A 15923-nucleotide genomic window follows, 5' to 3' on the forward strand; every position below is an offset into this window, starting at 1 on the left:
ACATGCCTGCCACCATCAACTGCCGGGTCCAGCCAGAGGATTTCGCCCTGGATCACGAATACCAGGCGTTGCAGCGGCAAGACTGTGGCGCTGTGGTGCTGTTTTGTGGTTTGGTACGCGAGCAATTCCAGCCGCAAGACGGGCCGCAGGACATGCCGCAGTCCGGCGACACGCTGCAGGCGCTGGAGCTTGAGCACTATCCCGGGATGACCGAACAAAGTATCCGCGCCATTGCCGGCCAGGCCGTCAAGCGCTTTGACCTGCGCGCCATCACTGTCATCCATCGGATTGGTCTGTTGCCACTCGGTGCGCAGATTGTGCTGGTCGGTGTTGCCGCGCCGCATCGAAGTGACGCTTTTGCCGCCTGTGATATGATGATGGACTACCTGAAAAATCAGGTACCGCTGTGGAAAAAAGTGCATTTTTCGACCAGTACGGCATGGGCCGATGCCAAAGCGTCGGATAAGCAGGCGTTGAACCGCTGGCAAACTGCTGAACAAAACACTGCCGAAAACTGAAAGGCAAAAGAAAAAAGCCGGCTCAGCATAGTCGATGTTTAAACTGAAGGAGTCGTCATGCGTTTGTTTTGCGCTTTGGCCATGCTGGCCTGTACCTTGCCTTTAAGCGCCACTTTAATGGCCGCGTCCTGCGAACTGACCATCTCGGCAGCCGCCAGTCTGACCGGCGCTTTTAAAGCTATTGCCTCGCAGTATCAACAGCTGCAGCCTTGTAAGCTGACGCTGAACTTCGCGGCATCCGGCGTGCTGGTGCAGCAACTGCGCCATGGCGCGCCGGTTGATTTGCTCGCCACTGCCGACCAGCAAAGTATGGATCTGGCAGAGGCCAGCGCTTTGATTGACCCGGCGAGCCGGCAGGATTTTATTGCCAACCGCCTGGTGCTGATTGTGCCGGTATCGCCAACCACCGCATCACCACAAGCCGGCAGCACAGCAACAGCGGCAACAACATCAAACAGTGCCGACCTGCAACAACTGACAGCGGCGGCTTATCAGCGCATCGCCATCGGTAACCCGGCGACAGTACCGGCTGGTCGTTATGCCAAAGACAGTTTGCAGCAGGCCGGGCTTTGGCCGGCGCTGAGCGCAAAACTGGTGCAGGCGGCCAACGTGCGTCAGGTGCTGGATTATGTGGTGCGGGGCGAAGCCGAAGCCGGTTTTGTCTACGCTTCTGACGCCAAAGACCAGCAGGTCCGCTCGCTTGGGATGGTGCCAGTGCAAAGCCCCATCCGCTATCCGCTGGCAGTCAGCAGCACCAGCAAATATGCAGCGCAGGCCCGGGCTTTTAGCCAGTATCTGCGCTCACAGGCCGCGCAACAGATCTTGTGGCAATATGGCTTCAGTCCGATTGAATAAATCCGTGAAGGTGTTTCATTTGAGCAAAAAAGAGTGGCTATGGACTGGAGTGCAATAGAGTTATCACTGTGGGTAGCCGGCGTCGCCACGCTGCTGAATTTACTGCTCGGCGGCAGTCTGGCCTATCTGCTGGCCCGGCGCGATTTTGCCGGCAAAAGCCTGCTCGAAGCACTGCTGACTCTGCCGATGGTACTGCCGCCAACCGTGGTTGGTTATTACCTGCTGGTGCTGCTCGGGCGGCACAGCACTATTGGCACTGCACTGGAGAGCTGGTTTGGCATCCGGCTGATTTTTACCATTGAAGGTGCCATTATCGCCGCCATGGTGGTGACTTTTCCGCTGGTGTTAAAACCAGCCAGAGCGGCGTTTGAGGCGGTCGATCCGCAACTGCTGCAGGCGGCGAAAGTGCTGGGACTCAACAACCTCGCCGTCTTTTGCCGCATCAGCCTGCCGCTGGCCTGGCGTGGCATTCTGGCCGGCCTGATGCTGGCATTTGCCCGCGCCATGGGCGAATTTGGCGCCACACTGATGCTGGCTGGTAGTATTCCGGGCAAAACCCAGACCTTGTCGATAGCCATTTATGAAGCGGTGCAGGCCGGCGACCAACAAAGTGCCAACGCACTGGTTTTGGTCACTTCAGGGCTTTGTGTCGCGCTGTTATTGCTGGCGCAATGGCTGACCAGACGCACTAGCGTTGGCAGTCATGTGAACAGCCGGGGCTGACACCGCTCATCATCAACCAGGCCGGAGAATGTCGTTGTTTCAGATTGATATCCATAAGCAGTTTGCTGCCGGCGATTTTCGTCTTGACGTCAGCTTTCACAGCAAAGCCCAGCGTCTGGTGCTGCTGGGCCCGTCCGGTGCCGGCAAAAGTCTGACGCTCAAAGCCATCGCAGGCCTGTTGCAGCCTGATGCCGGCCGGATTGCGCTGGCCGGCCAGGTGCTGTATGACCATGCCCGCCAGCTGAACCAAACGCCTCAGCAGCGCCAGTTGGGCTATCTGTTTCAGGACTATGCGCTGTTTCCGCACCTGAATGTACGGCAGAACATCGGTTTTGCCCTGAGACGCGGCCTTGGCAATCCGGGTAAGCAGCAGGAATTGCCGCAAGTGCAACACTGGCTGGCGCGTTTTGAGTTGCAGCCTTGTGCCAATTTGTATCCGCATCAGCTGTCCGGCGGGCAAAAACAGCGGGTGGCGCTGGCACGGGCACTGGCCGGCGCGCCGCGGGCTTTGCTGCTGGATGAACCTTTTGCGGCGCTCGATGCCGGACTCAAGCATAGCCTGCGCGAAGAACTGCTGCAGCTGCAAATCCAAACCCAATTGCCGATGCTGCTGATCACCCACGACGCCAGCGACGCCGAAATGCTGGGTCAGGCCGTGATAGAACTTGAGCAGGGCCAGGTCCGCAGTATTTGTTCCTGAGTCATTTGCGACTAACGCCAACCATGGCGTGGTTGGCGCTGCAATTCGCTTACAGACAAGCCGTTGTTGCGCCACACAACGCGGCTGAAAAATCGGCCAGCCGGCGGCTGTAACTGTGCGCCGGCAACATCACCTCAATCAGCCGGAAGCGGCTGGTATCGGCGAGCGCATCATCTAAGGCGTTGGCAAACTGATAAGCGTTCCAGACCTGCGCCGCGCCGCCGCCCATCCCCCGGCCCAGCGCGGCATACTGCCAGCCGGCAAGGCCGGTCGCGGTCAGGTCCGGTGCAAAAGCTTTAATCATGCCCCAGCTTTGATTATTCAGCACTATCACTATCGGATTGAGCCGATAGCGGGCGCAATGCCCCAGCTCCAGTCCGGTCATCTGAAAAGCACCGTCACCGACCAGCACTATCGGCCTTTTGCCAGTGCTGAGCTGCACACCAAGCGCCGCCGGCACCGCAAAGCCCATTGAAGCGTAAAAGGCCGGCGCGATAAAAATGTCCGGCGTGGCGGCCAATGTCGCAAACAGGCAATCACCGATATCAACGACAAAAGGATACTGCTGCGACTGCCGGCTTAAGCTGTCGTGCAACGTCTGCACCAATAAGTCTGAGCCCCATTCCGGCGCGGATGCTGCGGCCTGTGGGGCAGAAAATTGCACTGCAGGCACTGCCGGTTCTGTGCGCAGTGACGCTGGCCAGCTGAGCGGCTGGTGCAACAATTGCGCGATGGCAGCCAGCACCACCGCGGCCGGCGCCGTGATGCGGCGGCCATCCGGCAGCAAGGTTTCACCGGCATCCAGCCATAGCACTGGTTTTTTCGCCAGAAGCGTCGTGTGCGCGGCAAAATTACTGTCGGAACGGATCACGCCGCAGCAAATCAACAAATCTGCTTGCTGCAACAGCGGCAACACCGGGTCGGCTTTACTGCCGCTAAACACACCGGCCGACCAGTAGGGAGCGGCTTGTGTCTGCTCCAGCGTGCTGCGGCCCAATAAGGTGGTCAGCACAGGCAACGGATGCTTAGCAGCGAGTTTGCTGACTGCGTCAGCAAAAGCAAATCTTTTGGTTTTGACACCAACTAAAAGCAACGGCTGACGCACCGGCGCCAGCAAAGCTGCCAGGGCAGCGAAGTCTGAAGTCGCGAGGACAGCCATCTCAGCTTCACCAAGTGTGGTTGGCGCCGCCTCTAGGACAGCCATCTCAGCTTCACCGAGTTTGGTCGGCGCGTCCAGGGAGACCGCAGCACTTAGTGGTTCGGGCATGAGGTCGGTAACCACGGCCTGCGCCATATCGCGCGGCAGTTCAATCAACACCGGCCGGCGCTCACGCTTTGCCGTGGCGATACAGGCAGCCAGAGCGGCTGGCGCGCCGGCAATATCATCGAGCCGGCACTGCGCACAGCTGATCTCGCTGAAAATACGCCGCTGCGCGTCAACATCACCAAGCTGATGATGCAACAGTAAACCGGAGTCAATTTCACGCGCCGACGGATAACCGGCAAACACCAACAACGGCACATATTCCATATAAGCCTGCGCCACAGCATTAACCGCGTTCAGTGCCCCGGCGCCATAAGTCAGCATCACCGCTGCCGGTGCATTGCGACAACGCGCCGCCGCATCGGCCGCATACACGGCAGCGGGTTCATGACTGAGCTGGACTAGCCGCAATGCCTCATGTTGGTTTGCATCCGCAACCTCCAGCGCACGCAGCCAGGGCAAAATAAAGTCACCGGGGATAGTGAACAGTTCGCAGATACCATTTTCAAGCAGTTGTTGACGTAATAAATCGGCCAGAATCATCTGAGATCTCCGCAGCAAAATTGCGCTTATTGTGCGGGTTGGCCGAGAGCCGGTATTGCGCTGCATCAATAAAAACTGTGCCCGCAAACGGTGAAAAAGAGGTAGTACGGAAGGAGGCGGTGGGTGTCCTGAATATCTGGTTCGAATGGATGTCCAATTTAGGGCTGTGGCTGTCCTGTAAACGTTGGATGTCCTTTGAACGGTGGGTGTCCACGGTTTATCCAGCAAAGATTCAGATGGGTGTCCTCGGTTTAGTGCCCGCAATAAAAACGCCGCAATGCTGCGGCGTTACCAATGCGTGAATGGATTCTTTGCCAGGTTCTGCCCGGCAGCAGCGTGCTGTTTCAACACCAGCTAAAAAACTAGCTACAACACCAGCGACAACCGCACGTTACAACCACCAATGGCTTTTCGGTTGCAGCAATACCGGTTCGCCAGCCGCGACATCCCCACGTTCCTGCTCCAGCTGCAGCAAAGCGTCGGCGTGCAGCAACGATGTCAGCATGCCGGAGCTGTCGAGGCCAACAGGCTCGGCAACTATGCCATCGGCGCCAACCGTAAAAGACACACGCTGCATGTCGAGCCGGCCCGGTTTTTTCTTTAGTGCGACACCTGCCCGTGCCGGCCACAGCTTAGCCGCAGTGACGGATTGACCACTTAACAGCTTCAGCGCCGGCAGCAATAATTGCTCACAGGTGACCGCTGCCGAGACCGGATTGCCCGGCAGGCCAAATAACCAGACTGGCGCTGCAGCCGCCGCATTGCCCTGCCGCTGCAACCAGCCAAATGCAAAAGGTTTGCCCGGTTTAATCGCCACCTGCCAGAAATCCATCTGGCCCAGTTCCGCCAGCACCTGACGGGTATAATCGGCATCCCCCACCGACACGCCGCCGCTGGTGACAATCACATCCACTTGTGCGGCCGCCTGTTGCAACAAGGTGCGTAGCGCCAGCGGGTCATCCGCAACCCAGCCTAAATCAGTCACAGCGCAGCCAAAACGCTGCAGCACCGACAACAACATGATGCGGTTACTGTCGAACAAATCACCGGGGCGCAAAGTCTCGCCGGGCTGCTTTAATTCATCGCCGCTGGACAACACACCGACCCGCACCGGTAAAAACACCGGCACGCTGGCAATACCCAGCGTTGCCAGTAACCCCAGTTGCAATGGCCCCAGCACAGTGCCTTTTTGCAGCACCAACTGACCGGGTTCCAGCTCACTGCCCCGCAGCCGGATATGCTGGCCGGCAACCGGCCGGCGTTTCAGTACCAGCGAGTTATACCCAAAGTTCTGATGGGTGTCCTGAGTTTTGCCTATGGGGTGGGTGTCCTCGCTCACGATATTCCGATGGGTGTCCTCACTTCCCCCGATATTCCGATGGGTGTCCTCACTTCCTGATTGACTGTCCAGCTGCGTGTCCTCTTGCATCACCACGGTATCCAGTTCATCCGGCACCACGGCGCCTGTAGTGATCCGGATGCAACAGCCAGGCGGAACTTCGCCGGCGAATGGATGTCCGGCCAGGCTCTGCCCCACAACCGGCCAGCGCCGCGCCGGATCGGCTGTGACATCAGCAAAGCGCAGTGCATAACCGTCCATCGCCGAATTCGTCGCGAGCGGCACCGCCAATGGCGACACCACATCAGCCGCCAGCGTACGGTCCAATGCCGCGCTAATGCTTAAAGTTTCAGTGTGTAGTTGCAGCCGTGGGCTGATGGTCGCCAGCAACCGCGCGACCGCATCCGGCAGCGGCAACATGGCCGGTTTTGCTGTTTTTGTCTCAGTCACGGCCGGCTACCCTTTTTTGCCCTGAAAATTCACCATCCACACGGCAGCTTCGACCCTCGAGCGTAAATTGAGTTTTTTCAGCAGATGTTTGACATGCACTTTGACGGTGCCGTCAGAAATATCCAGCTCGCGGGCAATCAGTTTATTGCTGCGGCCTTTGGCTATCAGTTCGAGAATTTCCTGCTCGCGATTGGTCAGCTGGCTTAAATCGGTGGCGGCTTTTTCCACCGGCCGGCGAATGGCGTCGGCCAGCGCGGCGTTCACCGCTTCGCTTAACACCATTTTGCCCTGCACGGCTTTTTTGATTTGTTCGAGTAATTCATCCGGATCTGAATCTTTTAACAGATAACCGTCAGCACCGAGGCTAATCGCCTTAATCACGTCTTCGTTGGAATCCGACACCGTCAGCATCACAATGCGCGACGTCACGCCATCGTCGCGCATTTTTTTCAGCGTCTGATGGCCATCCATGCCCTGCATATTCAAATCTAAAATAATGAGATCCGGCTCCAGCTCGTTGGCCAGCACTATGGCTTCGGCGCCAGAGCTGGCTTCCGCCACAATCTGCAGCTGGTCTTCAAACGCCAGCAACTGGCGCAGGCCTTTGCGTAACAATGGATGGTCATCGACCAGCATCACGCTGTAACTGTCGGTGTCACCGGCTAAATCTTTTTGCTGTTCTGACATGTCTGGCATCCTGTGTGCTATGGGTCGATGGTTCTGCTGCCTATTTAGAAATATTCCATCGGTGCTGATGTTGATTTATATCATGTCCGTCAGCGACACCAAAATAAACCGGTCCGGCCTGCCGGCATCAACGCCCAAACACACTAACGCTAACCAGCTGTTTATATTCAACAAAATAGTACTTCACGTAAGGCATCTACCCCATTATGAGTATCTCCAACAAACGCAGAGGTAGCCGCAGCTAACTATTCAGATCCATTGAGACCGCACGGTCTGGCCTGCATAGTTGCGCTGATTGGTAAAATTATGCAGGAGTTTTTATGGCCAACTTAACCCGATGGCAACCCGAGGACGAGCAGTTCTGGTCACAGACTGGTAAAGCCATCGCCACCCGCAATCTGTGGATCTCGATCCCGAGTTTATTGTGTGGTTTTGCGGTCTGGATGCTGTGGAGCATTCTGACCGTACAAATGCTGAATCTGGGTTTTCCCTACAGCGCCAGCGACTTGTTTTCACTGACCGCGATCGCCGGGTTAACCGGTGCCACTTTACGGATCCCGGCCAGCTTTTTTGTCCGGCTTTGTGGCGGGCGCTACACCATCTTTTTAACCACCTCGCTGCTGATGCTGCCGGCCATTGGCACCGGCCTGGCGCTGCAGGACAAAAATACGCCGTTTTGGGTGTTTCAGCTGATGGCATTATTGTCCGGCATTGGCGGCGGCAACTTCGCCGCGTCGATGTCGAATATCAGTTTCTTTTTCCCGAAAAAACAACAAGGTCTGGCGCTTGGTTTAAATGCCGGTCTTGGTAATTTCGGCGTCACTACGATGCAAATTCTGGTGCCGCTGTTTATGACCTTTGGCGCTTTTACTGCCGTGGGTGGCGGTGAACCGATGATCCTGCAAAAAGCCAGCGGCACGCTGATTGGCGCTATCGCAGCCGGCAGCGCCACCTGGGTGCAAAATGGCGGTTTTGTCTGGTTATTGCTGCTGGTGCCGCTGGCGTTTGCCACCTGGTTTGGCATGAATAATATCAACACTGCGGAAGTGACACCGAAGCTGCCGTCAGCGCCGGTGTCTTTTGCCATCCAGCTGTCGATGCTGGCGATTGGTTTTTTAACCGCGATTGCCGGGTTGTGGCTGATGTTACCAACTGCTGTGAACGGTTCCGGTTTTGGCCTGCCCAAAGAGCTGGTGCTGATTGCGGTGTTATTCGCCACAGTGTTTTTGCTGAAGCTGCTGCCAGGCGCGATTCGCCACAGTTTAGAGCGGCAGTACCAGATTTTTGGCAATAAACATACCTGGGTGATGAGCGTGTTATACGTGATGACCTTTGGTTCTTTTATCGGTTTTTCCGCCGCGTTCCCGCTGTCGATTCAGGTGATTTTTGGTTATAGCCATCAGCTCGCCGACGGTGTGATGACCCATACCACTGTAAATCCGAACGCCCCAAGCGCGCTGACTTACGCCTGGATAGCGCCATTTATCGGCGCACTTATTCGCCCGGTCGGTGGCTGGCTGGCCGATAAAATGGGCGGCGCTTTTGTCACCCAGCTGTGTTCAGTGGTAATGATTATCTGTGCCTTAGGCGCCGGCTATTACATGCAACAGGCTTATCAGTCTGCAACGCCGGAACAGTTTTTCATGCCGTTTTTTCTGATTTTCCTCGGATTATTTGCCGCCAGCGGCATCGGCAACGGCTCGACCTTCCGCACTATCGCTGTGGTGTTTCCAAAAGAGCAGGCCGGCCCGGCGCTGGGCTGGACTTCCGCCGTCGCAGCCTACGGCGCTTTTTACATCCCACAGGTGTTTGGCGAACAAATCAAAGCCGCCACCCCGGAATACGCCATGGTCGGCTTCGCCATGTTCTACGCCATCTGCCTGGTACTGAACTGGTTCTTCTACCTGCGCAAAAACGGCGAGTTTTATAATCCATAGGCCGCGGTTTGGGGGATGGTTAAGAACACAAAGGGCTGATTGGCCCTTTGTTCTTTTTGCAGGTTCAGAAAAGATAATCCTGATGCGGCTTTTTGTTTGTTTAATCAGATGCCATCTAAATACCTGTCGTCACGGCGCTTTTAAATGGCGGAAAAGCTCACGACCTTCACGACGAATTAATTTGATCAAACAAGCCAAATAGAACGGTCGCAATTCAACCAGATTGCATTTGTAAATGCGGGTTGTTATGTTTCTTTTATCTCGCCAAAACTGTGCGTACACAGCACAGTCACAGATAACAATTCAAAGAGGGATTTTATGGTTGTTGAGCAGCAGCTGGAACGTGCACGTCTTGAATTACTGGATATGGGACTTAGAGCCAATCCGCAGCTCAATTACCGCAGTAATGCAAAATCGCTGGATATCATTGACGAGCAATCGGCCAAGATCTTTGACCTCTTGGTCGAACAGGAACAGACCCTCAGCTTTTTGCCTTTGCCAGAAGCTTACCAACAAAAAATTGCAGACGATGAAGACGAAGGGACATTTTTCCAGGCTGATGATGAAGCCACTGAATTGCCGCCGTTGGATTTATACCTTGAAGAGAAAAAAGGCAGCTCCCGCTTCAGTGACAAATACCTGCAAACGGGTCTGATCCCGGCCAAGCTCGATAAATCTCTGCTGAAGCTGGAAGCCGAAGCGCACACCATGCTACAGGAACAAGGAATTGAAGTGCTGTATCTGGCGCTGGGATTTCTGCAATGGAGTGAGCCAGCAAATGCTTCAGTCGCTCGTTATGCACCTTTGATTCTGGTCCCGGTGGAGTTAGTGCGTTCTTCCGCCCGCGATAGTTTCAAAATTCGCTACACCGGCGAAGACCTCGGCTCCAATTTAACGCTGGCTGCCAAACTCAGAACAGAATTTAAATTAATTCTGCCGGCCTATTCCGACGACATTTCAGTCGCGGATTATTATCAGGCGGTCACAGATGCCATTGCTGCGCAGCCGTCATGGCGGGTGCATCCGGATAAAATTGGTTTAGGTCTGTTCTCTTTTGGCAAGTTTCAAATGTATACCGACCTGGATCCGGCAGGCTGGCCGGAACAGAAAAAACCATCCACATTACCGCTGATTGGCAGATTATTCCGGGATGGTTTTGCTGATAACAATGACATTAATCCAGAAGACCTGAACCACCCGGAAAAACTGCATCTGGTTAAAGATGCCGACTCCACACAGATTGAAGCCATTCTGGCGATGAAAGCCGGCACGGATTTGGTTATTCAGGGGCCTCCCGGCACCGGCAAATCACAAACCATCACCAATATCATTGCGGAAGCCGTCGCCCTTGGAAAAAAGGTGTTGTTTGTTGCGCAAAAAATGGCGGCACTGGAAGTTGTGAAAAAACGGCTGGATGAAACCCATCTGGGTTTCGCCGTATTGGAATTGCACAGCCATAAAAGTACCAAAAAAGCAGTACTTGGCTCTATTGCCGAATCACTGGAGCAGGGAAAGCCACAAACTCAAAGTCGCGAACGTGAACTGACGGATTTAACCGCCGCAAAAACTCAGCTGGATGCTTATGTGTATGCGATCCGCCAGCCGATACTCAACAGCGGCATTAACTACGTAGATGCGTTAGGTACCCTGTTGCAGCTGCAGCAGCTTGATATGGACGCCAGTTTGCCTTTGATCCCTTTTAGCTATTTTGCCAACTGGGACAAAGAGCGATATAGCAATGCCAGCAAACTACTGACCGAACTGGTACAACAGCTGGCTAAGGTGGGCACACCAAATCAACATCCATTTGCCCTGTCTGGCCGCACTGATTTCTCGCCTGCCCTGCAACAGTCTCTGACAACAGCACTGACCGCCTCAGCTTCAATGCTGGAGCAAATGGCGATATCCAGTGATGCACTTTGCGCTTATTTGCAGTTAAAAACGCCCGAAACTTTGCTGAAGCTGCAATCGCTGGGCAAAACCGCCGACTGGCTGGCCAATGTACCAGATCTTAAAAACGTCAAAGTGAACACCTCACTTTGGCAGACTGAACAGAAAAAAATTCAGAGCGGCCTGCACTGCCTGCAAACCTTTATCGATCTGAAAGCACAATGTGCACAGCACTTTATTACGCAGGCACTGGACGCTGACTTACTGAGTATCCGACAAGGGCTGATTGGCAAAACGGATAAATGGTGGCGTTTTTTGTCATCAGACTACCGCAAGGCCAAATCCAGATTAGCAGGGCTGTGGCGCAGCCAGCTGCCAGATGACAATAACGACTGGTTACGCGCGCTGGAAACGGCTTTGCAATATCAGACGGTCAAACAAGAACTTGCAGGCTATCAGAATTTACTCAGCAACGTATTTGGTGTGCAGTGGCAAGGCGAGCTGTCGAATCACGATGAGCTAGCCACAATCTGGCAGTGGATAGATGATTTTTATGCCAAAACAAACCGCCAGGAGTTACCACCATCTCTGGCTGAGCTCATCGATCAAGGTCCAGATAAAAGTTTATTACGCCAACAGGCCGACACGCTTGCATCACTACAAAATAAGCTGCTTATCCAGCTGACAACTATCAAAGAAATATTGCAAATTGCAGCAGCGGATACTGCTTTTAATGTTCTGAGCATGCCACTGTCACAACTCACTACCCTGCTGCAGGGTTGGCAAAACGCCGCTCAGCTGTATGACTATGCCCGTTACAACCAAATCATCGAAGCATTTTCGCCTTACCAGATTCAACCTTTGACCGAGCTTGCCCACAGCTGGCAACTTTCTCCGGCATTGTTAATGACGGCGTTTGAACTGAGCTATTACCGCGGGCTGGTCGAACATGCTTATAGCAATAGCGAGCCCATCAAACGTTTTGACCGCAATAAACATCAGCAGTCTTTGCAGGAGTTTAAACGCATTGATGGCGCCAGCTTGTTCTACGCCCAAGAACTGCTGGTCAGTCGCTTGTACGAGCGTTTACCCAGGAAAACTGCCATCGGCGAAATGGAGCTGGTGCTGCGTGAACTTGGCAAGAAAAAGCGCCATATCCCCATTCGCAAACTGCTGGCTGAAGCGGGCAACGTCATACAGCAGATCAAGCCGATTTTTATGATGAGCCCGATGTCGATTGCTACTTATCTGAAACAAGGTGCATTGGACTTTGATCTGGTGATATTTGACGAAGCAAGCCAGATCCCTGCCCCGGACGCATTAGGCGCCATGTTGCGCGGCCGGCAGGTCATTGTTGTTGGCGATAGCAAACAAATGCCGCCAAACAGTTTGTTTGGCAAAGCCGTTGAACTGGAAGAAGAAGAGCTGGAAAGCAGTGCTACGGCCGAAATGGAGAGTATTCTGGCGCTGATGGAGGCCCGTGGCGCTGCGTCCAAAATGCTGCGCTGGCATTATCGCTCGCGGCATGATTCGCTGATTGCCGTATCCAACGACCAGTTCTACCAAAACAAGCTGGTTGCTTTTCCAAGCCCGGGCTTTCACCCGGACGCGACCGGATTACAATTTCATTATTTGCCCGAAACCCATTATGACAAAGGCGGCAGCCGCACCAATGCCGGTGAAGTAAAAGCCGTGGTGACTGCTGTATTGGAACATGCGCTGAGCAAACCGCATTTGTCATTGGGGGTGGTGGCATTCAGCCTGTCGCAGCGGGACGCTATTATGCTGGAGCTGGAAAAACAGCGCCGGTTGCACCCGGAAACTGATGACTTCTTTGCCCGTCACGCCGCTGGTGACGAGTTCTTTGTGAAGAATCTGGAAAACGTTCAGGGCGACGAACGTGACGTGATTCTGATTAGTATTTGTTATGGCAAAACCAGCACTGGCCAGTTAAGCCAGAACTTTGGTTTGCTGAATAAACCAGGCGGCGAACGGCGCTTAAACGTATTAATCTCACGCGCCCGGCTGGCAATGGAAGTGTTTGCCAATTTTAAAGGTGAAGAGCTTAAAGTCGAGACTGACAGTCCTTTTGGTGTGCGGGCCTTACAAATCTTTTTGCAATTTGCCGCCTCTGGCAAACTCGATAAAACCCACCACGAACAGCAGGAACAAAACTTTGCCTTTGGTACCCTGCTGCATCAGGCCATTCAACGGCTGGGTTATCAGGTCGCAACCAAAGTGGGCAGTCAGGGTTATTACATCGACCTCGCGGTCTGCCATCCGGCTGAACCGGATAAATATGTTCTGGCTTTAGAATACGACGGCGCTGGTTATTACAGTGCGGCATCAGCACGAGATCGCGAACGTTTGCGTCAATCGGTACTGGAAGGTTTAGGCTGGACTTTCGCCCGCCTCTGGTCAACTGACTGGTACCGCGACCCGGAAGCCGAACTGCACCGGTTAAACACCCTGATTGAGCAAGCCATTACGCAGCACGACAGCCGGATGCAAGCGCAAGCAGCCAGTGATAAACCGCAAGCAAAACTAGTGCTGAGTACTTCAGAAGCGCATGCTGCGCCTATTATGCGGGTTGAAGAAGAACAGGAAGAGTTTACCGCCTGCACCACGCCTTATAAAAAGACTGATGTATCAAAACTCAATATCCCACAGGTCGACGACTTCAGCGCCATTCCGCTGAGTGTACTGGTACATGCTGTAGAACGAATTGTCGAAACCGAATACCCAATCTACGCATCATTAGTTGCCACCCGCCTTGCCAACGCCGCCGGCCTCACTCGGGTTGGTGCCAAAATCCGCCGAACCGTTGACCAGGCGATAGAGATTGCCGCCAACAGAGAATTGATCCGCCAGGACACCGGCGAAGTGCTTTGGTCACAAGGCCGCAACACCGTAAAACTGCGCAACTGGAACAGCGCCGACGCCAGCACCCGCAAACTGGATAACGTCTGCGACGCCGAGCTGGCCAACGCATTATTACTGACAGTACAAGACGCACACGCCATCAGCGTCAGTGACGCAGCTTCTGCTGCTTTAGGGTTGCTAGGTTTTCAGCGCGCCACAGCGCAAGCTGTGGAACGGATGAGTATGTTGGCGCAGGTTCAGTGTGATAAGGGAATTTTGGTTTGTGAGAATGAAAGGTTGAAATTAAATACTAAGTAAATTCACTTTTAACGTTTGATAGAGAAAAACAATGAAAAAAAACGATTCATCGGTAAATAACAACAAATATCTTAAGTCGGCAATAGAAAAGATTTATGGCAATGGTGATGATTTCATTTTACTGGGACTAACCGGAAGGACAGGAAGTGGATGCAGTACGGCAGCTAAGATACTTACGACCGAAAAAAATTTTATAGTCCATAGCTTATATAGCGGAAACATGCCTGAATCAAACGAAAAAAGAAAAGAAAAAATAATACTAAATCACTTTAATTCAAAATGGGAACCATTCCTTCTCGTTCAAGTGAGATCAGTAATAACCACATTTCTCTTAGAATACGAAGTAGATCAAGTTTTGGATAAACTAAAACATATATTCCAAGAGGTATCAAAGAAAGGAGAGTTCGCAGCCCTACTTAAAGATCTTCGAGATTTATATATTAAAATATCTACGGGTGACGAAAAGAGCAAAACTGAATTTTATACTGATACACTTCCTTCTCAGTGTCAAAAAATTAAAGATTTAATTGGTGAAAGTAGTTTCGTACAACTTTACCAAGAAGTAGGAAAGAATATTAGACTATCTGGCGAACCATTCCAACCAGGTCTCCATGAAGGGAAGTTTTTCACGTTAGCGGAAAAAATAGACTCAATTGTTAAAGAAATTCATTCGGAACAAACCGAAAAAGGGAAAAGTACATTTATTGTAATTGATGCAATAAGGAGCCCACTTGAAGCTATTTACTTCCAGGATAGGTACGCATCTTTCTATCTGATTGCAGTTTCGGCGCCCGAAGCAGAGCGGATCGGGCGACTTAGAAAACTTAAATATTCTGAGTCAGCTATAGAACAACTCGACAAAGCAGAATATACAGCTCGAGATCTCAATGAAGAAGACTTCTATTCAGTACAAGATATTCCCTCATGTCTTCAGCGTGCTGATTTATATATTAGCAACCACGATGAAAATTCTGTAGTAAATAAATATCAAAATCTGGCAAATCAACTGATCCGTTTTGTTTCACTGATCAGACACCCTGGTATTGTTACACCTAGCGGAATCGAGCGATGTATGCAAATGGCATACACAGCCAAACTAAATTCAGGTTGCATTTCTAGACAAGTTGGCGCTGTGGTTACTGATAAGAATTATTCAGTCCGGTCAGTAGGTTGGAATGATGCTCCGTTCGGTCAAGTACCGTGCAATCTTCGAAATCGCGACGATTTACTTGGCGGCGTTGATTCTCAAGCATATAGCGAATTTGAACGTACCGATGAAAAATACATCGCACATTTTAAATTAAGTACAGAACAATTTAGTAACTCTGCGTTAAACGGTAGAAATAAATCTTTTTGCTTCAAATCTGAATACAACTCATATAAAAATGAAAAAAATCAAGTACACACTCGTTCATTGCATGCTGAAGAAAACGCATTCCTTCAGATTGCTAAATATGGATTGGCGTCGATTGAAGGAGGCATATTATTTACTACGGCTAGCCCATGCGAACTATGCGCTAAAAAGGCCTATCAACTTGGCATAACGGACATAGTATATATAGATCCATATCCGGGTATAGCGGTAACACATATACTTCAAGGTGGCTCAAAAAATCCAACTCTAAGACTTTTTTCTGGTGCTATAGGAAAAGCGTTTCATAGGCTCTATTCACCTATAGTTCCTTATAAAGACGAACTTAACGCATTAATTAGATAATTTGCATAACCAATAATTTAATAATCGAGAGTTTACTAGTTACAAATTAGAAATACAATTTGGGTGTTTAGTTTATTCAACCTACGATAAAAAATAATTGCGGATTAAACCTTACACCTG

At 52.2% G+C, this 15923-nt stretch carries 10 protein-coding genes; 7 read left to right on the forward strand and 3 right to left on the reverse strand.

All coding sequences use genetic code 11. The annotated features are described in order from the left end of the window. The first annotated feature begins 2 nt into the window (after window positions 1-2). Genes ABNT34_RS15275 through ABNT34_RS15290 form a run of 4 tightly spaced genes read left to right on the forward strand, consistent with a single transcriptional unit; the run spans window position 3 to window position 2796 of the window. Window positions 3-518 carry a molybdenum cofactor biosynthesis protein MoaE gene (locus ABNT34_RS15275; RefSeq protein WP_348733130.1) on the forward strand — a complete coding sequence of 172 codons (516 nt, stop codon included), beginning with the start codon at window positions 3-5 and terminating at the stop codon, window positions 516-518. Between the two features lie 57 nt (window positions 519-575). After that, complete coding sequence (gene modA / locus ABNT34_RS15280) at window positions 576-1373, forward strand: molybdate ABC transporter substrate-binding protein (RefSeq protein ID WP_348733132.1); 798 nt, start codon at window positions 576-578, stop codon at window positions 1371-1373. A 39-nt stretch (window positions 1374-1412) separates the two neighbouring features. Continuing rightward, complete coding sequence (modB, locus tag ABNT34_RS15285) at window positions 1413-2096, forward strand: molybdate ABC transporter permease subunit (RefSeq protein ID WP_348733134.1); 684 nt, start codon at window positions 1413-1415, stop codon at window positions 2094-2096. Window positions 2097-2124: 28 nt separating this feature from the next. Beyond that, window positions 2125-2796, forward strand: a complete 672-nt coding sequence (locus ABNT34_RS15290) for an ATP-binding cassette domain-containing protein (RefSeq protein ID WP_348733136.1) — start codon at window positions 2125-2127, stop codon at window positions 2794-2796. A 49-nt stretch (window positions 2797-2845) separates the two neighbouring features. Here ABNT34_RS15290 and ABNT34_RS15295 read toward each other — a convergent pair whose 3' ends face one another. From ABNT34_RS15295 to narL, 3 genes are all read right to left on the reverse strand, one after another. Continuing rightward, entirely contained in the window at window positions 2846-4603 is a 1758-nt protein-coding gene (locus ABNT34_RS15295; protein WP_348733139.1) for a thiamine pyrophosphate-dependent enzyme, read from the reverse strand. 391 nt (window positions 4604-4994) lie between these two features. Then, a complete protein-coding gene (gene glp / locus ABNT34_RS15300; RefSeq protein ID WP_348733141.1) occupies window positions 4995-6392 on the reverse strand; it encodes a gephyrin-like molybdotransferase Glp in 1398 nt (465 codons plus the stop codon). Window positions 6393-6398: 6 nt separating this feature from the next. Continuing rightward, on the reverse strand, window positions 6399-7079 hold the full coding sequence (gene narL / locus ABNT34_RS15305) for a two-component system response regulator NarL (RefSeq protein WP_348733143.1): 681 nt from the start codon (window positions 7077-7079) through the stop codon (window positions 6399-6401). A gap of 320 nt (window positions 7080-7399) precedes the next feature. On the opposite strand from narL, the gene ABNT34_RS15310 reads away from it, so the two are divergent. The 3 genes from ABNT34_RS15310 (at window position 7400) to ABNT34_RS15320 (ending at window position 15803) form a co-directional block, all read left to right on the forward strand. After that, entirely contained in the window at window positions 7400-9016 is a 1617-nt protein-coding gene (locus ABNT34_RS15310; protein ID WP_348733145.1) for an antiporter, read from the forward strand. A gap of 318 nt (window positions 9017-9334) precedes the next feature. Continuing rightward, entirely contained in the window at window positions 9335-14086 is a 4752-nt protein-coding gene (locus tag ABNT34_RS15315) for a DUF3320 domain-containing protein (RefSeq protein ID WP_348733147.1), read from the forward strand. 31 nt (window positions 14087-14117) lie between these two features. Next, the gene (locus ABNT34_RS15320) at window positions 14118-15803 is read left to right on the forward strand and encodes a hypothetical protein (RefSeq protein WP_348733149.1); all 1686 of its coding nucleotides are present in this window, start codon (window positions 14118-14120) and stop codon (window positions 15801-15803) included. The last annotated feature ends 120 nt before the right edge of the window (window positions 15804-15923 follow it).

Source organism: Rheinheimera texasensis, from assembly GCF_964031785.1.
Lineage (GTDB): Bacteria > Pseudomonadota > Gammaproteobacteria > Enterobacterales > Alteromonadaceae > Pararheinheimera > Pararheinheimera texasensis_A.

What these genes read in the sequence shown, in the direction of transcription:
- ABNT34_RS15315 (WP_348733147.1), top strand. Translation starts at nt 9,335, where the DNA reads ATGGTTGTTGAGCAGCAGCTGGAACGTGCACGTCTTGAATTACTGGAT.
- modB (WP_348733134.1), top strand. Translation starts at nt 1,413, where the DNA reads ATGGACTGGAGTGCAATAGAGTTATCACTGTGGGTAGCCGGCGTCGCC.
- ABNT34_RS15320 (WP_348733149.1), top strand. Translation starts at nt 14,118, where the DNA reads ATGAAAAAAAACGATTCATCGGTAAATAACAACAAATATCTTAAGTCG.
- ABNT34_RS15295 (WP_348733139.1), bottom strand. Translation starts at nt 4,603, where the DNA reads ATGATTCTGGCCGATTTATTACGTCAACAACTGCTTGAAAATGGTATC.
- ABNT34_RS15275 (WP_348733130.1), top strand. Translation starts at nt 3, where the DNA reads ATGCCTGCCACCATCAACTGCCGGGTCCAGCCAGAGGATTTCGCCCTG.
- narL (WP_348733143.1), bottom strand. Translation starts at nt 7,079, where the DNA reads ATGTCAGAACAGCAAAAAGATTTAGCCGGTGACACCGACAGTTACAGC.
- ABNT34_RS15290 (WP_348733136.1), top strand. Translation starts at nt 2,125, where the DNA reads ATGTCGTTGTTTCAGATTGATATCCATAAGCAGTTTGCTGCCGGCGAT.
- modA (WP_348733132.1), top strand. Translation starts at nt 576, where the DNA reads ATGCGTTTGTTTTGCGCTTTGGCCATGCTGGCCTGTACCTTGCCTTTA.
- ABNT34_RS15310 (WP_348733145.1), top strand. Translation starts at nt 7,400, where the DNA reads ATGGCCAACTTAACCCGATGGCAACCCGAGGACGAGCAGTTCTGGTCA.